Origin of the sequence: Bradyrhizobium sp. Y36 (genome assembly GCF_002531575.1) — a bacterium.
Taxonomy (GTDB): domain Bacteria; phylum Pseudomonadota; class Alphaproteobacteria; order Rhizobiales; family Xanthobacteraceae; genus Bradyrhizobium.
On sequence record NZ_NWTI01000022.1, the window covers coordinates 93,847 to 112,691 of the forward strand.

Genomic DNA, 18,845 nt, shown 5'->3' on the forward strand with positions numbered 1-18,845 from the left:
TGGCTTGAGCGTTTACTCGCCGGCCGCTTCGCGCGGGGCCTTCTCGCCTTCGCCGCCCTTGTCCTTGCCTTCGAGGTCTTCGCCGGTGGTCTGGTCGACGACCTTCATCGACAGGCGGGTCTTGCCGCGATCGTCGAAGCCGAGCAGCTTGACCTTGACCTTGTCGCCTTCCTTGACGACGTCGGAGGTCTTCTGCACGCGCGCCGAAGCGAGCTGGCTGATGTGAACGAGACCGTCCTTCGAACCGAAGAAGTTCACGAAGGCGCCGAACTCCATCACCTTGACGACGGTGCCGTCATAGATCTGGCCGACTTCCGGATCGGACGCGATCGACTTGATCCATTTGATCGCGGCCTTCATCGCCTCGCCGTCGCTGGAGGCGACCTTCACGGTGCCGTCGTCCTCGATGTTGACCTTGGCGCCGGTCTTCTCGACGATCTCGCGGATCACCTTGCCGCCGGTGCCGATCACTTCGCGGATCTTGTCGGTGGCGATCTTGAAGGTCTCGATGCGCGGCGCATACTCGCCGAGCTCGGCGCGGGCGTTGGTGAGCGCCTTCGCCATCTCGCCGAGGATGTGGATACGACCTTCCTTGGCCTGGCCGAGGGCGACCTTCATGATCTCCTCGGTGATGCCCTCGATCTTGATGTCCATCTGGAGCGAGGTGATGCCCGCTTCGGTACCGGCGACCTTGAAGTCCATGTCGCCGAGATGGTCCTCGTCGCCGAGGATGTCCGAGAGAACCGCGAAGCGCTTGTCTTCGAGGATCAGGCCCATCGCGATGCCCGCGGTCGGCCGCTTCAGCGGCACGCCGGCGTCCATCAGCGCGAGCGAGGCGCCGCACACCGAAGCCATCGACGAGGAGCCGTTGGACTCGGTGATCTCGGAGACCACGCGGATCGTGTACGGGAACTCGTGATGCGGCGGCAGCACCGGGTGGATCGCGCGCCAGGCCAGCTTGCCGTGGCCGATCTCGCGGCGCTTGGTGCCGCCGAGGCGACCGGTCTCACCGACCGAGTAGGGAGGGAAGTTGTAGTGCAGCAGGAACGTCTCTTTGTACGTTCCCGACAGCGCGTCGATGTACTGCTCGTCCTCGCCGGTGCCGAGCGTGGTCACGACCAGGCCCTGGGTCTCGCCGCGGGTGAACAGCGCCGAGCCGTGGGCGCGGGGCAACACGCCGACTTCGGCGACGATGTTGCGGACGGTCTTGCTGTCGCGGCCGTCGATGCGCTTGCCGGTGTCGAGGATGTTCCAGCGAACGATCTTCGCCTCGAGCTCCTTGAACACCGCGCCGATGCGCAGCTTGTCGTATTTCGGCTCCTGCCCTTCGGGGAAATAGTGGGCGATCACCTTTTCCTTGACCTTGCCGACCGCGGCGTAGCGATCCTGCTTGACCGGAATGGCGTAGGCGGCGCGCAGCTCCTGCTCGACGAGGCCGAGCATCTCCTTCTCGAGCGCTGCGTTGTCGATGACGGTGACTTCGCGCGGCTCCTTGGCGGCCTTCTCGGCGAGCTCGATGATCGCGTTGATCACCGGCTGGAAGTGACGGTGACCGAACATCACCGCGCCGAGCATGATGTCCTCGTTCAGCTCCTTGGCTTCCGATTCCACCATCAGCACGGCGTCGGCGGTGCCGGCGACGACCAGGTCGAGCTGGGTGTCGACCATCTCGTCGAGCGTCGGGTTGAGGATGAACTCGTCATTGGCGAAGCCGACGCGGGCGGCGCCGATCGGGCCCTTGAAGGGCGCGCCGGACAGGGTCAGCGCAGCGGACGAAGCCACCAGCGCGACGATATCAGGGTCGTTCTCCATGTCGTGCGACAGCACGGTGGCGATCACCTGGGTCTCGTTGCGCCAGCCGTCGACGAACAGCGGACGGATCGGACGGTCGATCAGGCGGGAGACCAGCGTCTCCTTCTCGGTCGGACGTCCCTCACGCTTGAAATAGCCGCCGGGAATGCGGCCAGCTGCGTAGGTCTTCTCCTGGTAGTCGACGGTCAGCGGCAGGAAGTCGACGCCCTCGCGCGGCGCCTTCGCCGCGACGACGGTGGCGAGCACCACGGTTTCGCCATAGGTGGCGACGACGGCGCCGTCGGCCTGACGGGCGATCTTGCCGGTTTCCAGCTTGAGAGTGCGTCCACCCCAGTCGATCTCGACCGAATGCTTATTGAACATAGATGTCTTCTTTCATGGGTTCTCGAAAGAAGGACGGCTCGAAAAACAAAAACCATGCGCAAGATTGCGGGGCGCTGATCGAAGCGGGTGATCAGCGTCCTGCGATCCTGCCATGGTTTTTGGATTTCGGATGGCGTCCATCCTTTCGGGTCATACGGGCGCCTTGCCCGTTGTGCCCAGCCGCCGGATTGCTGCTGGACTGTCAGTCGGCACGAACGCGAACACCGAACCTTAGGTCTTCGCTCATCATGCCCCGGATCCGGATCGTCGACGATCCGCATCCGGCGTGCGCGCAGCTTCGATCAAAAAGCTTTAAATAAACGCTCTCGCTCGAAACCACGCACGAAAACGCGCGCCGGTGGCGCGCGTGGGAACACTTAGCGACGAATGTTGTGCTTCTCGAGCAGCGCCTTGTAACGCGCCTCGTCCCGCTTCTTCAGGTAGTCGAGCAGCGAGCGGCGGGTCGAGACCAGCTTCAAGAGGCCGCGACGCGAATGGTTGTCCTTCACGTGGGTCTTGAAATGGTTGGTCAGGTTGTTGATGCGTTCCGACAGGATCGCGACCTGAACCTCCGGCGAGCCGGTGTCGCCGGCCTTGGTGGCATTCGTCTTGATGACTTCCGCTTTGCGTTCTGCGGCAATCGACATCGTCAATTTCTCTCGTTGCGACCGGGGCTGGCAGTCAGGCCGGTCAGGTTGAACACACGCTTGGGGATGATTTCGCCATTGCCAACTTCAGCAAGCGCCAAAAGACGGCCTGCCACCGTGACATAGACTGTGCCGCTACAAGTGGGCGCATCCCGTCCGCGCAACAAAACGGCCTGGCCCCGGTGGAGCCTTGCCGCATCAGCCCGAGTGACGGCCAGTGCCGGGATGTCGTCCAGCGCGGTCTCAACGGGCATAAGCGCGTCCGCGAGGCTACCCTCGCCGGACGCGGCTCTATCGCACAAAGCCTCCAGCTGATCCAGCGGAATCATGTCATTTTCGCCAAATGGGCCGACCAGGGTCCGCCGAAGCGCGCAAATATGGCCGTAAGTGCCGAGAATCCGGCCCATATCGCGGGCCAGCGCGCGGACATAGGTACCCTTGCCGCACTCGGCCTCGAACACGGCGTGGTCGTTATCCGGTTGATCCACAAGGGTTAAATGGTGAATTTCGACCGGACGGGGGGCCAGCTCCACAACCTCGCCGTCGCGGGCGAGGTCGTAGGCGCGCTCGCCCTGGACCTTGATCGCGGAATAGCGCGGCGGGATCTGTTCGATCACCCCGGTGAAACGGGGCAGGAGCGCCAGGATGGCCTCCCGGGTCGGCCGCTGGTCGGAGGTCGCCGTCGCACGGCCTTCGATGTCGTCGGTATCACGCTCCTCGCCCCAGCACACGGTGAACTGGTAGCGCTTGCGGCCGTCCATCACGAAGGGAACGGTCTTGGTGGCCTCACCGAGCGCGATCGGCAGCCCGCCCGAGGCGAGCGGGTCGAGCGTGCCGGCATGGCCGGCGCGCTTGGCGTTGAACAGGCGCTTGAGCACCGCAACCGCCTGCGTCGAGGTCATGCCGATCGGCTTGTCGAGCACGACCCAGCCGTGGACGTCGCGCCGGTCGCGGCGAACCTGGTTGCCCTTCTGCTGCTTGTTGGCGCGCGGATCGTTGTTGACGCGGCGCAGCTCCTGATGCGGCTCGGACGTGCCGCCCATCTCCGCAAAATTGTTCTTCTGCACGTCGCGCTGATCGGCCTGTTCGCCGGTGATCGTGTCGTGAGCCGGGTCCATCGTCATCGCTCTTCTTCCCGATCCGTCTCCGGATCCTGTTCCAAATCTTTCTGCACCGCAGGTGTTCGCAAAAGCTTCTCGATCCGTTCCGCTTCGTCGAATCGTTCGTCGACGCGGAAACGAATGTCAGGTGCAAATTTCAGGTTAACGCGCCGCGCGACTTCGCCGCGCAGGAACTTCTTGTTGCGTTCGAGCGCAGCGATGACGATCTCGGTGTCGCGGCCACCGAGCGGCATCACATAGACGGTCGCGAGCTTCAGGTCGGGCGACATCCGCACCTCCGGCACGGTGATGATGTGACCTTCGAGGTCCGCATCATGCACATTGCCTTGCGCCAGAATATCGGCCATCGCGTGGCGAACCTGCTCGCCGACGCGCAACTGACGTTGCGAGCCTCCGCCGGGTGCGGAACTCTTCTTCTGATGATGCCGTGGCATTCTCGAAAATCACCTCGCCATGCCCGTGTTCGAGGCACGGGCATTGTCATGTGTCCTGTTGAAACGAAGAGAGGTGGATGGCCGGAAAAAATCCGGCCATCGCACTCCCGCAATTTCAGTTCAAAAAGATCCGGACGCTTCGGTAAGATTTGGACTTACAGGGAGCGTTGGATCGTCTCCACGCGATAACACTCGATGACATCGCCTGCGCGCATGTCGTGGTAGTTCTCGAAGGCCATGCCGCATTCCTGACCGGACTGGACTTCCTTCACTTCGTCCTTGAAGCGCTTCAGCGTCGACAGCTTGCCTTCGTGCACCACGACGTTGTCGCGGATCAGGCGCACATTGGCGCCGCGTTCCACGGTGCCGTCGGTGACGCGGCAGCCGGCGACCTTGCCGACCTTGGAGATGTTGAAGATCTCCAGGATCGCGGCATTGCCGAGCATGGTCTCGCGCAAGGTCGGCGCGAGCAGACCGCTCATCGCCTTCTTTATGTCGTCCACGAGGTCGTAGATGATGTTGTAGTAGCGGATCTCGATGCCGTTGCGCTTGGCGGCCGCAGCGGCCTCCTTGTTGGCTCGAACCGAGAAGCCGAGGATCACGGCGTTGAAGCCTTCCGCGAGCGTCACGTCCGATTCCGAGATGCCGCCGACGCCGGCATGCAGGATGCGGGCGGCGACCTCGTCGGTGCCGAGCTTCTCCAGCGAGCCGAGGATCGCTTCCAGCGAGCCCTGCACGTCGGCCTTGATGATCAGCGGGAATTCCTTGCGGCCCGCCGTCTTCAACTGCGACATCATCTGCTCGAGCGAGCCGCGCATGCCGGAAATCGAGGCAGCCGCGTTCTCGCGCTTCTGGTGGGCGCGGTAGCTCGTGACCTGGCGGGCGCGGGCTTCGTTCTCGACCACGGCGAGACGATCGCCGGCCTCCGGCGGACCGTTGAAGCCGAGCACTTCGACCGGCACCGAGGGACCGGCTTCCTGCACGGTCTCGCCCTGATCCGAGATCAGCGCACGGACGCGGCCCATTTCGGCGCCGGCGACGATGATGTCGCCGACCCGGAGCGTGCCGCGCTGGACCAGCACGGTCGCGACCGGACCACGGCCGCGATCGAGCTTGGCTTCGATCACGGTGCCTTCGGCCGGACGCTCCGAATTGGTCTTGAGGTCGAGGATTTCCGCCTGGAGCGCGATCATCTCGAGCAGCTTGTCGAGGTTGGTCTTGTTCTTGGCGGACACTTCGACGTCGACGACGTCGCCGCCGAACGATTCGACCTGCACCTCGTGCTGGAGCAGCTCGGTGCGCACGCGCTCAGGCTTGGCATCGGGCTTGTCGATCTTGTTGATCGCAACGATGATCGGCACCCGCGCCGCCTTGGCGTGGTTGATGGCTTCGATCGTCTGCGGCATGACGCCGTCATCCGCCGCGACCACCAGCACGACGATGTCGGTGACCTTGGCGCCGCGGGCGCGCATCGCGGTGAACGCGGCGTGGCCGGGCGTGTCGATGAAGGTGATCTTCTTGCCGCTCTCGGGCGAGACGACCTGATAGGCGCCGATATGCTGGGTGATGCCGCCGGCCTCGCCGGAGACCACGTTGGCATGACGGAGCGCGTCGAGCAGCGAGGTCTTGCCGTGGTCGACGTGACCCATCACGGTCACGACGGGCGAACGCGTCTCGGTGTCGGTGGAATCGTCGACCTGGTCGAACAGACCCTCCTCGACGTCCGAGGCGGCAACGCGCTTGACGGTGTGGCCGAGCTCTTCGGCGATCAGTTGCGCGGTGTCGGCGTCGATCACGTCGGTGATCTTGTGCATCGCGCCCTGCTTCATCAGCATGCGGATGACGTCGACCGCGCGCTCGGCCATGCGGTTGGCGAGCTCCTGGATGGTGATCGCTTCCGGAATCACCACCTCGCGGATGAGCTTTTCCTTCGGCTCGTTCGAGGCGTGGCCCTTCAGACGCTGGGTGCGGCGGCGGAACGAGGCGATCGAACGCTCGCGCACCTCGTCGGCATTGAGCGCGGTGACGACCGTGAGGCGGCCGCGCTCTTTCTGCGGGCCGGGCTTGTGGGTGGTCTTGGGGGCCGCCGCAGGACGCGCAGCGCCGCCGGGACCGCGTCGGATCTGACGCGGACCATCGTCCTCGTCCGGTCCAGCTGCGACCGCGGGCGCGCGGCCCAGCGGGCCGCCGGCCGGCCGTTGCGTCGTGGTTCCAGGGCGAGCTGTCGTCGTTCCCGGGCGTGCCGTCGGGGCGCCGGGCCGCGGCGCGGGCGCGCCAGGCCGCGATGCGGGAGCCGCCGGGGCGGCTGCGGCGGGACGTGGCGCGGATGCCGGCTGTTCGCCTTCGCCAAAACGCTTCTTGGCCTCGGTCTCGGCCTTGCGCTTGGCTTCGTCCTCGTGACGGTGGCGCTCTTCCTCGGCCTTGCGGCGGGATTCGGCGGCTTCGCGCTCGGCGCGTTCAGCGGCTTCGCGGACTGCGCGGCGCTGAGCCTCTTCCTCGGCCTGGCGGCGCTCTTCGACTTCGCGAACTTTCGCATCGGCCAGCGCGCTGGCGCGGGCGGAGCGCTCGTCCTCGGTCAACGTCCGCAGCACCACGCCGGAGCCGGCATTGCGCGGCGGAGCAGGCGGCGCCGGGCGCGAGGGTGCCGGTGCGGGCGCGGCGGGTGCCGGCTTCGCCACCTCGGCGGCCTGCGGCTCAGGAGCGCCGGGGTTACGGCGCTTGCCGCGAGTCTCGACCAGCACCTGCTTGCTGCGGCCATGGGCGAAGCTCTGGCGCACAGTGCCCGTTTCGACGCGCGGCTTGAGCGATAGCGTCTTGCTCGGAACGCTCAGCTTCTTGTCGCCAGGGGTCTTGGTATCAACCATTCAGCAGTCCTAATCCTGATTTATCAGTGTTGTGCGTTGCCGCACCGTCCAATCGGGTCGTCGTTGTCTCTCAGAAATCCTGGCCGGGCTCTTCGGCAGTCTTGTCAGCGTCCGCCATCCGGTATCGGACCAGCATCTGGCTACGTGACAGGAATGACTTGCTCGCCGGGCCCGCGAGCACGGCAGCATGTATCACATTTGACCGGGTCAGTGCCAAATCCAATTCTACCGATTTCAGGGCGGTGATGACGGGAATCTGCGGCTTGGCGCCGCGATTTCCGGCATTTTGACGCGCCAGCATGTCCAATTTGCGGATTCCGTCCGGGGCCCCGTCGCTGGCGTGGATCAGGACCTCGACCGTGCCCTCCCCAAGGGCGCTTTCGACCTTGCCGAAGCCGGCGACGACCTGGCCCGCCTTGGCGGCGATCCCAAGGGCTTCGGTCACGCTCCGAACCAGGAGCGCTTCAATGTCGGCAGGAAGCGTCTGAGGGATGCGCAGCTCGCGCTTGAAGGCCTTGCTAAATTGGTGACGCCGCACGGCTTCCGCAACCACCTCGCGTGAGGCAGTCACCCACATGCCGCGCCCGGGCAGCTTGCGCTTGAGATCGGGAACTATCTCGCCTTGGGGGCATACGACGAAGCGAATCAGCTCGTCGATCGGCCGGACCTCGCGGCTGACCGCGCACATCCGCATGGTCGCGGACCTTTCGGTCCGCGGGCCATGGTCGAGATCGTGGTCAGTGTCTGCAAGCATCCGGGCGACATTCTCCTTCGTCCTTAAGCCGGCTGATCTTCGGTCGCCTCAGCCTCTTCGGCGGGCTTGGCGAGATCGGCCTCGGTGATCCAGCCGGCCTTGACGCGGGCCTGCATGATCATCGCTTCGGCATCGTCGCGGGAGATGTCGATGCCGTCGAGCGCACCCGGGAATTTGGTCTGCTCGCCGCCTTCCTTGCGCTCGGTCCAGCCGACCAGATCGTCGGTGGCGCAGCCCGCGAGGTCCTCGACCGTCTTGATATCGTTCTCGCCGAACTTCACCAGCATCTTGGAGGTGACGCCGGGCACGTCCTTGACGGCGTCCTCGACACCGAGCTCCTTGCGCCTCGCCTCGATCTCCGCCTCCTGCTGATCGAGATATTCGCGGGCACGGCTCTGCAGCTCCTGCGCGGTCTCCTCGTCGAAACCCTCGATGCCGGCGAGTTCCTTGAGGTCCACCATGGCGAGTTCCTCGACCGAGGTGAAGCCTTCGGACGCCAGCAGCTGGCCGACCACTTCGTCGACGTTGAGCGATTCCATGAAGACGCGGGTGGAGTTCTCGAAGTCGGCCTGGCGGCGCTCCGATTCCTCCTGTTCGGTCAGGATGTCGATGTCCCAGCCGGTGAGCTGCGAAGCCAGACGCACGTTCTGACCGCGGCGGCCGATCGCCAGCGAGAGCTGGTTGTTGGTGTCGGGGACGACGACCTCGATGCGCTCGCGGTCTTCGTCGATGACGACCTTGGAGACTTCCGCCGGCGCCAGCGCGTTGACCACGAAGGTCGCGATATCAGGCGACCACGGGATGATGTCGATCTTCTCGCCCTGCAATTCGTTCACCACGGCCTGCACGCGCGAGCCACGCATACCGACGCAGGCGCCGACCGGATCGACCGAGGAATCACGGGAAATCACGCCGATTTTCGCGCGCGAGCCCGGATCGCGGGCGACCGCCTTGATCTCGACGATGCCGTCATAGATTTCCGGCACTTCCTGCGCGAACAGTTTCGCCATGAACTGCGGATGGGTGCGGGAGAGGAAGATCTGCGGGCCGCGCGTCTCGCGGCGGACGTCGAAGATGTAGGCGCGGACGCGGTCGCCGTTGCGGAACACTTCGCGCGGCAGCATCTCGTCGCGGCGGATGATGGCTTCGCCGCGGCCGAGGTCGACGATCACGCTGCCATATTCGACGCGCTTGACGACGCCGTTGACGATGTCGCCGATGCGGTCCTTGAATTCCTGGTACTGCCGGTCGCGCTCGGCCTCGCGCACCTTCTGCACGATCACCTGCTTGGCTGATTGCGCGGCGATGCGGCCATATTCCAGCGGCGGCAGCGTGTCGGCGATGGTGTCACCGACCTGGGCGCCGGGATTGGCGCGCTGTGCGTCCACCAGCGAGATCTGGTTGGAGTGGTTCTCGACCTTCTCGACCACCAGCATGTGGCGCGACAGCCGCAACTCGCCCTTCTTCGGGTCGATCTCGGCGTGAACGTCAGTCTCGCTGCCGTAACGGGCCCGTGCGGCCTTGGCGATAGCGTCCTCCATCGCCGCGATGACGATGCCGCGGTCGATCGATTTCTCGCGCGCAACGGCGTCGGCGATCTGGAGCAGTTCAAGTCGATTGGCGCTGACTGCCATGGCTAGTCTCCTTGGTCAGGATCGATCTCGCCGCGCCGCGCGCGTTCGGCGGCAAGGCGATGTTTCTTGGTGTTGGTCGGAGCCGGCTTCTTCTTCACCGGCTTGGTGTTCTTGGTGATTTTCGCGCTGATCTCGGCGTGCGGCGCCTGTGGCGGCTCAATGCCGAGATTCCTGCGCATCTGGCGCTCCTCGGCCTTGCCGCGGCGCATGGATTCCGCGATCAGCTCGTCGGTCAGCACGAGGCGCGCCTCGCCGATATCTTCCATGGTCAGGAGAACGTCGGGATTGTCGCCCGCCTTGACGTCGTCGCGGTGCAGATGCACGCGCTGGCCCTCGACGGCACCGAGGGTGCCGCGGAACCGCTTGCGCCCTTCATGGGCCACGGCCATGTCGATCTTCACCAGATGGCCGGAATAGCGTTCGAAATCGGAGCGGCGGACCAGCGGCCGGTCGATCCCCGGCGAGGAGATTTCCAGCCGATAGGCACGATCGATCGGGTCGGCGACATCGAGCACGGGCGAAAGCGCCCGCGAGATCGCCTCGCAATCCTCGAGTTGCATCGAACCGTCCGGCCGCTCCGCCATGATCTGCACGGTGCAGCCGGCTTCGCCGGAAATCCGGATCCGGACCAGGCGGTAACCCATGCCTTCCAGCACCGGCGCTGCAACCGCCGACACCCGTGCCGCCACGCCGGGCTCGACCACGAGTCTCGGCTCGGCCAGCAATTCGGCGTCCGTGGAACCAGAGTTCGGTTCGGTCATGTCCAGGATCAGGCGCTCGATGGTTAAGGCTTGGTTACGATTTCAAAGCCCGCTTCGGAACTCTCCCGACACGCGTCGGGCCGCATCTTCCGCCGAGCCGCACTCAGGTAATAAAAAAGAGCGGGTCCTTTCGGGCCCACTCTCACTACGCGGATCGTATGAGAAGATGAATTGGCGCTGATATAGCGCTTTCTCCCCTCCCGGACAAGGCCCATTGCGGGGGCGGAGGGCCTTTTTGCGCCGGTCTGCGGCTCCCCCTGGCGCAACGCTTCTTTCACGAAGCAGGCCTAAATTCGCTGATTGTGGGGCGGCTTGGATCAAGGGCGCGCCCGCGGCGTGCCCCCTTCGAGTTGCGTTTTCATGACCGTTGCCACGTCGCTCATTCCTGGACTGGACGATATCGTCAGACGCGGCGATCCGCGGCGACGCGGCGAGATCGCGCGCGCCATCTCCGAATTGTTCTTCCAGGATTCCGCCAATCTTCGTCCCGAGCTCATCGATCTCTTCGACAATCTCCTGATCGATCTCGTGCCGCATGCGGAGCTTGCCTCGCGCGTCGACCTCGCCGAGCGCTTCTCGCACCTGAACAACGCGCCGCCGCATCTGGTCAATCAGCTGGCGCGCGAAAACGAGATCATGGTGGCCGGCCCGGTGCTGCGCCGCTCGCCCGTGCTCGACGATGCCGCGCTGGTCGAGATCGCGCGGCTGAAGGGTCAGGGCCATCTGCTGGCGATGACGGAGCGCCCCGCATTGTCGACCGAGATCACCGACGTGCTGGTCGAGCGCGGCGATCGCGACGTGGTGCGCCGTGCCGCGGGCAACGCCGGCGCGGCGTTCTCGCCCGGCAGCTATTCCGAGCTCGTCAAGCGTGCCGCGCACGACGGCGTTCTGACGCTCAAGATCGGCCAGCGCACCGATCTTTCGGGCGAGAACCTGAAGCAGCTTCTCGACGGCACGCTCGACGTCATCCGCCGCCGCCTCTCCAGCGTGGTCAATCCCGCGCGCCAGGTCGAGATCAAGCGCGCGATGGCGGCGATCGAGGAAGCCGCGCTGCCGCCGGGACCGCGGCGCGATTTCTCAGGGGCACAGCGCACGGTGCTCACCTTGCATCGCGAGGGTCATCTCGGCGAGAGCGCGCTGCTCGGCTTCGCCAAGGCGAACAAATACGAGGAATCGATCGCCTCGCTCTCGGCGATGTCCGGCGTCCGCCTCTCGGTTCTCGATCGCCTGATCTCAGGCGACCGCTACGATCCTCTTCTCATCGTCGGCCGCGTGCTGAATCTGGGCTGGCCCACGGTGCGGGCGCTCATCCTGCTCTGGTACGGTCCGCACCGCACGCCTGCTGATGCCGACATCGAGGCCGCGCGCGTGAACTTCACGCGCCTGATGCCGACGACCGCCGAGCGCGTCGTGAATTTCTGGCGCAACCGGCAGACGATCTAATACAGGTCTCGTCATGGCCGGGCTTGTCCCGGCCATCCACGTGCTTCGTCCCACGGCAGAAAGTGCGTGGATGCCCGGGGACAAGCCCGGGCATGACGACTGCGGATGGATCGCGCGCGAAAATCTACACCCGCCTGAACCGCAAATAGGCCGCCTTGCGTCCTTCGCGCGCCGCCTTGCGGCCGTAGCGCGTCATCGTGTAGCCCGCCCATGGCTGCCTGAAATCGTCGGCGCGTTCGGCAAGCCAGACGAAGTCCTGCGAGCGCGCAAGATGCGACAGCGTCCAGGCACAGTAATCGTCGATATCGCAGACGAAGCGGAATTCGCCGTTCGGCTTCAGCACGCGCGCCATCGCGGCGATCGTGCGATCCTGAACGAAGCGCCGCTTCCAGTGCCGCCGCTTCGGCCAGGGATCGGGATGGATCAGGTCGATCCGTGACAGCGAATTCTGCGGCAGCCAGGCCAGCAGCTCGGCGGCATCGCCGGCGAACAGGCGGATGTTGCCGATATTGGCCGCCTCGATCTGCGCGAGAATCTTTGCCATGCCGTTGACGTAGGGCTCGCAGCCGATGAAGCCGGTCGTGGCGAAGGTCTGGGCCTCGGCCGCGAGATGCTCGCCGCCGCCAAAGCCGATCTCGAGCCGCACGTCTTCGATTGCGGTGCCAAATATCTCGCGTGCGTCCGCCGGCGTCTCACCGTCGATGTCGAGCGCAAGATGCGGCAGCAGATGATCGATCAGCTCGGCCTGGTGCTGCCTGAGCTTGTGGCCCTTGCGGCGCCCGAAGAAGGCGCGCTCGCTGTCGTCGCGATCTGGATCTGATTTGCGCTCGCTCATCGCAGCGTCTGATACAGGCGATGGAGCAGCCGCGCACGCGGCGCGAGCGAGGAGATGTAGAGCTGCTCATAATGGGTGTGAGCGCCCTTGCCGTCGACGCCGAGCCCGTCGAGCGTTGCAGTATGCGGCGCGGTGAAATTGCCGTCCGAGCCGCCGCCGGTGTGGGTGTCGATCAGCTCGAAGCCGATCTCGCCGGCGAGCGTCTTGGCGTGGTCGAACAGCGAGGCGCCTGCGTTGCTCTTCTCGTAGGGCGGACGGTTGAGCTCGCCCGCGACGGTCACGGTGACGCCGTCGGTCTTCGAGGTCAAAGCGAGGATCTTGCCGACGAACTCGTCTGCGTCCTTGAGGCTCACGACGCGCAGATCGACTTCGGCATAGGCCTCCTCCGGCGTGACGTTGGGGCGCGTGCCGCCGCGCACGACGCCGACATTGACGGTGACGCCGCGCTTCAGGTCGTTCATCCCTTCCAGTGCCAGGATGATATTGGCGATCTCGCGCACCGCGCTGCGGCCGTCTTCGGGCCGCGAGCCGGCATGCGCCGGCACGCCTTTGACGAACACCCGGAAGCGTCCGACGCCCTTGCGTCCGGTGACGATCTTGCCGCCGTCGCGCGCCGGCTCCGTCACCAGCACATATTTGGCCTTGCGCCCTTCCTGCTCGATCAGCGCGCGCGAGGTCGGGCTGCCGATCTCCTCGTCGGAGGTGAACAGGTGGGTGATGCCGAGCGGCGAACGATCGCCGTCGGCGCAGAGGGCACGAAACGCGTGATGGGCGATGTAGGCGCCGCCTTTCATGTCGTAGATGCCGGGACCGAACGCGACGTCGCCTTCGACCTTGAACGGCAGGCGCTCGATGAATCCCATGGGATGGACAGTGTCGAGGTGGCTCAGCACCAGGATGCCCGGCTGGTCCTGGCCCCAATTCGAGCGCGCCACGAGATGATCGCCGCAGCCATCGACGCCTGCGACGCGCTCGAGCGTGACCGGCAGATCGCGGTATTGCTCGGCGACCACCGAGACCAGCTTGTTGACCTGTTCAGGTGCTTCCGTCGGCGTCTCGATCTCGACCCAGCGGCGGATGCCATCGAGAATAGTTTGGGAATCGAACCAATTGGAGCTGGTCATGGGCGCATCTGTGCCTTTGAATCGCATCATCGAAGCGGACGCGCATCAGATCGCGGCCACAAATGACGACATAGGCCAGATTTGGCGCAGTCTCAAATCGCCGCCGGGATGGCGCTTCAGCGCTTGTCGGGACCTTCGCGAGCTGCGATCTGCTCGACGAGATCGACGATCGAGCGGCGCATCTTCGAATCGGTGATTCGCGTGAACGCCTTGGTCAAGGCCAGGCCCTCGGAGGTCGCGAGGAAATCCGAGACGTAAGACGGCGAGGCGCCTTCGCTGAAGCCATCCGGCCCGGGCACGCCGCTCGGGCCGCCCTCGAACAGGAATGACACCGGCACCTGCAGAATCTCGGCGATCTGCTGGATCCGGCTCGCGCCGACCCGGTTGGTGCCCTTCTCGTATTTCTGGATCTGCTGGAAAGTCAGGCCCAAAGCTTCACCGAGCTTTTCCTGGCTCATGCCCAACATGATGCGGCGCATACGCACGCGACTGCCGACATATTTGTCAACAGGGTTGGGCGCTTTCGACATTTCCTCAGCCCTCCAAACACCACCTTCAGCGCAATCAATTGGAGTGCCTCAGGTGCAAGCAACGTCAAATCAAACCCTGTTATTGGGAAACATTGCGGAGAAATTTAGCAATGCACCACTGTCTTTTGCAGTCGGTGCAGAATGGGGAGCCTGCGTGCAGTCTGTCAACCGTGGGAGTACGGTTGTCAAAAGCTTCCGGCCGCGCTGGCGGCGAAGCTGCGATCAGCGCTGCGACTGGGCGACACGCCGGCGAACGGCCAGAAACACGGCCAGCGCGACGAGCATGGCGGCGGGCACGTCGCCCACGCGCGCATAGAGGGTTGGCGGGATCGCGGCGGGCAGGCTTGCATCCAAAATGCCTTCGATTCCAAGTCCGAGGCTGGCAACGGTGCGGCCCACCGGATCGATCACCGCGGAGACGCCGGTGTTGGCAGAGCGGACAAGCGGCAATCCGAGCTCGATCGCGCGCATCCGCGACTGCTCCAGATGCTGATAGGGGCCTGTCGAGATGCCGAACCAGCCGTCATTGGTGAGGTTCACGATCCAGCCCGGACGTTCGTTGCGTCCCGCCACTTCGCCGGGAAAGATTGCTTCGTAACAGATCAGCGGCAGCGCGGGCGGTGCACCGGGTACCGGCAATGCATGGCGCACCGTGCCGGGAATGAAGCCCCCGCGCACACGCGTCAGTTGCTCGAAGCCGAGTTTCTCCATCAACGCCTGATAGGGAAGAAATTCGCCGAACGGCACCAGATGGAGCTTGTCATAGACCGCAAGCACGCTGCCGTCATGATCGATCACATAGATCGAATTATAGGCACGCGTGATCGGGGTACCCCGCGGCAGATCGGGCGCGCGGACCGAGCCCGTGATCAGCACGGTGCCTTTCGGCAGGAGATCGGCGATCTCTGCCATCGCGTCGGCTTCGCGGGTCAGGAAGAACGGAAAGGCGGATTCGGGCCAAATCAGGATCGTGGCATCGCGCACGCCGGTCGATTGCGGGCCGGAGGCACGGTCCGACAGGGCGAGATACTTCTTCATCACTTCCGCCTTGGCGGCGTAGTTGAATTTCGCGTCCTGCTGGAGGTTCGGCTGCATCAGGCGGAGCTTGGCGCCCGATACCATCGTGGTCGGATGCAGCGACAGGCGGATCGCGCCGAAGATGCTCATGACAATCAACAGCGCAATTGCCGCCGCCGGCACGCGCCATTGCAGGCGGCGATCGGGCGCGCGATCGATCAGCGTCGCGGGGCTCGCGAAGATCGCAACGGTCAGGAAGGTCATGCCCCACAGGCCGATCAGCGAGGCGGTCTGCGCCAGCGGCAGCGGCTCGGACAGCGCATAACCGAACGCGTTCCAGGGAAAGCCGGTCAGTGCGTGGCCGCGCAGCCATTCGCTGACGGTGAGGCTTGCCGCGAGCGCAAGCACGCGGGTGGCGTTCTTGGTCCAGAGCAGCCGCGCCAGCGCAAAGCCGATGGCTGTGAAGATGGACAGATAAGCCGGCAGGCCGAGCACGGCGAACGGCGTCAGCCAGGCGAACACGTCGGCATCGACGAAGAAAGCGTAGCCGATCCAGTACAGGCCGGGGACGAAATAGCCGAGCCCGAACCAGTAGCCGGTCAATGCTGCGGCAGGGACGCCGCCATATCGTCCGGCGCCGGTGCCGTCGATCAGCCAGACCAGCACTGGAAAGGTGATGAACAGCACTGGAAAGACACTGAACGGCGCCAGTGCCAGCACCGACAGCGCGCCGCACCCCATCGCGACGACGGCGCGCTTCCATCCCCAGGTGAGGATGATGGCAAGCGCAATCTGCCGAACGCGCTGCAGCGGGCTCACTGTTGGCTGGTCCCGTCGCTTGGCGGCGGGCTCTGCGTGTCGCTGGCGGGCGGTTGACCGCCGTCCGGCGGGGCCTCGCGGCGGGTTCTCTCACGCTGGGTTCGCGGCGCCGGCCGTTCCTTGCGCGTCGCGATGCGCAGCCGCTTGACGCGGCGCGGATCGGCATCGAGCACCTCGATCTCGTAAGTACCGGGGCCGGAGATCACTTCGCCGCGCACCGGCAGGCGTCCGACGAAGCTGACGAGATAGCCGCCCAGCGTCTCCACCTCCTCGCCGGCTTCGCCGGTGACGAAATCCTCGCCGATCACCGAGCGGACGTCGTCGAGGCTGGCGCGCGCGTCGGCGATGAAGGCGTTGTCGGGCAGGCGCACGATCGACGGCGGCTCGTCGCTGTCGTGCTCGTCGTCGATCTCGCCGACGATCTGCTCGACGATGTCCTCGAGCGAAACCAGCCCGTCGCTGCCGCCATATTCGTCGACGACGAGCGCAAGGTGAATGCGCGTGGCCTGCATCTGCGCGAGCAGGTCGATCGCCCGCATCGACGGCGGCACGTAGAGCAGTTTGCGGATGATGCGCGCGTCCTCGAGCGGCATCGCGAGATCAACGGCACGCAAATCGAGCCCGGCCGGCAGCGGCTTCTTGCGCTTGGTCTTGGTGGCTTCCGAGACGCGGGCGCGCGCGGTCATGAAGGCGAGCAGATCGCGGATGTGGACGATGCCGACGGGATCGTCGAGCGTCTCGTTGTAGACCACGAGGCGGGAATGGCCGGCGCTCTCGAAGCGATCCATCAATTCGCCGAGCGGGATGTCCCGCTTCACCGCGACGACGTCGGCACGATGCACCATGACGTCGGCGATGCGGCGCTCGTGCAGACCCAGGATGTTGCGCAGCATGGTGCGCTCGACCGCCGAGAAGCCGGTGTCGTCAGGCGTCGTCGCGTCGAGCACGACCTGAAGGTCGTCGCGCACCGATCCCGCCTTCCAGCCGAACAGCGTGCGGATGGCGCGCAAGAGCCAGCCATCGGCGGTCGGGCGCATCACCTCGCCCTGTGTCACCACGGCCGGCAGGTTGGCCGTGTTGCGCGGATTGTCCTGAATCGGGTCGGACTCCGGCATTTCAGTGTGCCCCCGCGCGGTCTGCATAGGGATCGGGGATTCCAAGGTGAGCCAGGATCTGCGTCTCCAGCGCTTCCATCTCCTCGGCGTCGCCGTCGTTCTCGTGGTCGTAGCCGACCAGGTGCAGGAAGCCGTGCACGGCGAGATGGCTCAAATGGTGGTCGAAAGGCTTGTGTTCCTCGTCGGCCTCGCGCCGCATGGTCTCGTAGGCGATCGCGATATCGCCGAGCATGCGTGGGGCATCGCCGGGCTTCCACTCGCCCTCCGGCTGGAGTGCGGGAAACGACAGTACGTTGGTCGGCTTGTCGATGCCGCGCCAGTTGCTGTTGAGGGTGCGGATGCCGGCATCATCGGTCAGCATCACGGCCACTTCGGCGTCGGCAACGTCTTCGTCGACACTCTCGGCGGCGGCTGCAACCGCGCGCTGGATCACGGCTTCGGAATCGGGCTCGCGCTGCCAGCAATCGGCAACGATGAGAACCTCGGTCATGGGAAGATTGGGATGTGACATTGTCTTTGTTCGGAACGATGGGCGCCGTGTCTGCGCCCCTATGGTCCGGCTGTTGTTCCGTCAGGATTTATCGGCGGCCGGCCGCTGCGGCGAACCTTCATAGGCGGCGACGATCCGCGCCACGAGCTCGTGGCGGATCACGTCCTCGGCTTTGAAATGAACCTGGGCAATGCCTTCGACCCCGCTCAGGAGCCGCGTTGCTTCGGCCAGGCCCGAGGTCTGGCCGTTCGGCAGGTCGATTTGCGAGGGATCGCCCGTCACGATCATGCGGCTGTTCTCGCCGAGGCGGGTCAAGAACATCTTCATCTGCATCGACGTGGTGTTCTGAGCCTCGTCCAGGATGATGGCGGCGTTGGTCAGCGTGCGGCCGCGCATGAAGGCGAGCGGCGCGATCTCGATCTCGCCGGTCTGGAGCGCACGCTCGACGATGCGCGCGTCCATGAGGTCGTAGAGCGCGTCGTAGATCGGACGCAGATAAGGATCCACCTTCTCGCGGAGATCGCCGGGCAAGAAGCCGAGCCGCTCGCCGGCTTCCACCGCCGGACGCGACAGGATGATCTTGTCGACCTCCTTGCGCTCGAACAGTTGCGCGGCATGCGCGACCGCGAGCCAGGTCTTGCCGGTGCCGGCGGGGCCGATGCCGAACACCAGCTCGTGGCGCTTGAGAGCGCGGATGTAGGAGTCCTGCGCGGCGGTGCGCGCCCGCACCGGGCGCTTGCGCAGATTGATGCTGTCGAAGCTGGATTTGCTCGATTTGGCGTCGAACTCGAACAGCGAGCCCTGCGCGATCACGGCGCGGATCGCGCCCTCGACCTCGCCCTGGTCGAGGTCCTGTCCCTTCACGGCTTGCGCGTACAGCATCTCCAGCACGCGGCGTGCGGCGTCGCAACCGTCGCGCGTGCCGCCGATCGTGATGTGGTTGCCCTTGGAATCGACGACGACGCCGAGCCGCCGCTCGACCTGCGCCAGGTGCTGGCCGTACGGGCCGACCAGCGCGGATGCGGCGCGGTTGTCGTCGAAATCGATGACGACCTGGGTCTCGGGCGGAACTTGCATGTCGC

At 65.2% G+C, this 18,845-nt stretch carries 16 protein-coding genes; 1 reads left to right on the top strand and 15 read right to left on the bottom strand.

From position 1 onward, the window contains the following. Positions 1–12: 12 nt before the first annotated feature. From pnp to rimP, 8 genes are all read right to left on the bottom strand, one after another. Entirely contained in the window at positions 13–2,175 is a 2,163-nt protein-coding gene (gene pnp / locus CO669_RS29125; protein ID WP_097663387.1) for a polyribonucleotide nucleotidyltransferase, read from the bottom strand. 377 nt (positions 2,176–2,552) lie between these two features. Beyond that, positions 2,553–2,822, bottom strand: coding sequence for a 30S ribosomal protein S15 (gene rpsO, locus CO669_RS29130; RefSeq protein WP_018644188.1), 270 nt, complete (start codon positions 2,820–2,822; stop codon positions 2,553–2,555). 2 nt (positions 2,823–2,824) lie between these two features. Then, the gene (truB, locus tag CO669_RS29135) at positions 2,825–3,946 is read right to left on the bottom strand and encodes a tRNA pseudouridine(55) synthase TruB (protein WP_198964317.1); all 1,122 of its coding nucleotides are present in this window, start codon (positions 3,944–3,946) and stop codon (positions 2,825–2,827) included. After that, a complete protein-coding gene (rbfA, locus tag CO669_RS29140) occupies positions 3,943–4,377 on the bottom strand; it encodes a 30S ribosome-binding factor RbfA (RefSeq protein WP_097663388.1) in 435 nt (144 codons plus the stop codon). Before rbfA ends, truB begins: the two co-directional genes overlap by 4 nt. Before the next feature lie 155 nt (positions 4,378–4,532). Further along, positions 4,533–7,241: a translation initiation factor IF-2 gene (infB, locus tag CO669_RS29145; RefSeq protein WP_097663389.1), complete on the bottom strand. Its 2,709-nt coding sequence runs from the start codon at positions 7,239–7,241 to the stop codon at positions 4,533–4,535. A gap of 70 nt (positions 7,242–7,311) precedes the next feature. Beyond that, positions 7,312–7,995 carry an RNA-binding protein gene (locus CO669_RS29150; RefSeq protein WP_097663390.1) on the bottom strand — a complete coding sequence of 228 codons (684 nt, stop codon included), beginning with the start codon at positions 7,993–7,995 and terminating at the stop codon, positions 7,312–7,314. A 23-nt stretch (positions 7,996–8,018) separates the two neighbouring features. Beyond that, positions 8,019–9,629: a transcription termination factor NusA gene (nusA, locus tag CO669_RS29155; protein WP_097663391.1), complete on the bottom strand. Its 1,611-nt coding sequence runs from the start codon at positions 9,627–9,629 to the stop codon at positions 8,019–8,021. 2 nt (positions 9,630–9,631) lie between these two features. Next, on the bottom strand, positions 9,632–10,390 hold the full coding sequence (gene rimP, locus CO669_RS29160; RefSeq protein WP_097663392.1) for a ribosome maturation factor RimP: 759 nt from the start codon (positions 10,388–10,390) through the stop codon (positions 9,632–9,634). A gap of 360 nt (positions 10,391–10,750) precedes the next feature. On the opposite strand from rimP, the gene CO669_RS29165 reads away from it, so the two are divergent. Next, positions 10,751–11,833, top strand: a complete 1,083-nt coding sequence (locus CO669_RS29165) for a DUF2336 domain-containing protein (protein ID WP_097663393.1) — start codon at positions 10,751–10,753, stop codon at positions 11,831–11,833. A 124-nt stretch (positions 11,834–11,957) separates the two neighbouring features. On the opposite strand, the gene trmB is transcribed toward CO669_RS29165, so the two are convergent. The 7 genes from trmB to CO669_RS29200 form a co-directional block, all read right to left on the bottom strand. After that, a complete protein-coding gene (trmB, locus tag CO669_RS29170; RefSeq protein ID WP_097663394.1) occupies positions 11,958–12,668 on the bottom strand; it encodes a tRNA (guanosine(46)-N7)-methyltransferase TrmB in 711 nt (236 codons plus the stop codon). Then, positions 12,665–13,822, bottom strand: coding sequence for a M20 family metallopeptidase (locus CO669_RS29175; protein WP_097663395.1), 1,158 nt, complete (start codon positions 13,820–13,822; stop codon positions 12,665–12,667). Before CO669_RS29175 ends, trmB begins: the two co-directional genes overlap by 4 nt. 86 nt (positions 13,823–13,908) lie before the next feature. Next, positions 13,909–14,322 (bottom strand): helix-turn-helix domain-containing protein, encoded by a 414-nt coding sequence (locus CO669_RS29180; protein ID WP_018319423.1) that lies wholly within the window; start codon positions 14,320–14,322, stop codon positions 13,909–13,911. 222 nt (positions 14,323–14,544) lie between these two features. Further along, the gene (gene lnt / locus CO669_RS29185) at positions 14,545–16,158 is read right to left on the bottom strand and encodes an apolipoprotein N-acyltransferase (protein ID WP_097663396.1); all 1,614 of its coding nucleotides are present in this window, start codon (positions 16,156–16,158) and stop codon (positions 14,545–14,547) included. Then, positions 16,155–17,273 carry a hemolysin family protein gene (locus CO669_RS29190; RefSeq protein WP_245444557.1) on the bottom strand — a complete coding sequence of 373 codons (1,119 nt, stop codon included), beginning with the start codon at positions 17,271–17,273 and terminating at the stop codon, positions 16,155–16,157. Before CO669_RS29190 ends, lnt begins: the two co-directional genes overlap by 4 nt. 1 nt (position 17,274) lies before the next feature. After that, positions 17,275–17,763, bottom strand: a complete 489-nt coding sequence (gene ybeY, locus CO669_RS29195; RefSeq protein WP_245444559.1) for an rRNA maturation RNase YbeY — start codon at positions 17,761–17,763, stop codon at positions 17,275–17,277. A gap of 81 nt (positions 17,764–17,844) precedes the next feature. Continuing rightward, the gene (locus tag CO669_RS29200) at positions 17,845–18,840 is read right to left on the bottom strand and encodes a PhoH family protein (protein WP_097663399.1); all 996 of its coding nucleotides are present in this window, start codon (positions 18,838–18,840) and stop codon (positions 17,845–17,847) included. Positions 18,841–18,845 lie beyond the last annotated feature (5 nt).

Excerpts from the sequence above, each read along its gene's own strand:
- CO669_RS29175 (WP_097663395.1), bottom strand. The coding sequence starts at position 13,822 with ATGATGCGATTCAAAGGCACAGATGCGCCCATGACCAGCTCCAATTGG.
- CO669_RS29165 (WP_097663393.1), top strand. The coding sequence starts at position 10,751 with ATGACCGTTGCCACGTCGCTCATTCCTGGACTGGACGATATCGTCAGA.
- nusA (WP_097663391.1), bottom strand. The coding sequence starts at position 9,629 with ATGGCAGTCAGCGCCAATCGACTTGAACTGCTCCAGATCGCCGACGCC.
- rbfA (WP_097663388.1), bottom strand. The coding sequence starts at position 4,377 with ATGCCACGGCATCATCAGAAGAAGAGTTCCGCACCCGGCGGAGGCTCG.
- infB (WP_097663389.1), bottom strand. The coding sequence starts at position 7,241 with ATGGTTGATACCAAGACCCCTGGCGACAAGAAGCTGAGCGTTCCGAGC.
- rimP (WP_097663392.1), bottom strand. The coding sequence starts at position 10,390 with ATGACCGAACCGAACTCTGGTTCCACGGACGCCGAATTGCTGGCCGAG.
- pnp (WP_097663387.1), bottom strand. The coding sequence starts at position 2,175 with ATGTTCAATAAGCATTCGGTCGAGATCGACTGGGGTGGACGCACTCTC.
- trmB (WP_097663394.1), bottom strand. The coding sequence starts at position 12,668 with ATGAGCGAGCGCAAATCAGATCCAGATCGCGACGACAGCGAGCGCGCC.
- CO669_RS29200 (WP_097663399.1), bottom strand. The coding sequence starts at position 18,840 with ATGCAAGTTCCGCCCGAGACCCAGGTCGTCATCGATTTCGACGACAAC.
- CO669_RS29190 (WP_245444557.1), bottom strand. The coding sequence starts at position 17,273 with ATGCCGGAGTCCGACCCGATTCAGGACAATCCGCGCAACACGGCCAAC.
- CO669_RS29150 (WP_097663390.1), bottom strand. The coding sequence starts at position 7,995 with ATGCTTGCAGACACTGACCACGATCTCGACCATGGCCCGCGGACCGAA.
- truB (WP_198964317.1), bottom strand. The coding sequence starts at position 3,946 with ATGACGATGGACCCGGCTCACGACACGATCACCGGCGAACAGGCCGAT.
- ybeY (WP_245444559.1), bottom strand. The coding sequence starts at position 17,763 with ATGACCGAGGTTCTCATCGTTGCCGATTGCTGGCAGCGCGAGCCCGAT.
- rpsO (WP_018644188.1), bottom strand. The coding sequence starts at position 2,822 with ATGTCGATTGCCGCAGAACGCAAAGCGGAAGTCATCAAGACGAATGCC.
- CO669_RS29180 (WP_018319423.1), bottom strand. The coding sequence starts at position 14,322 with ATGTCGAAAGCGCCCAACCCTGTTGACAAATATGTCGGCAGTCGCGTG.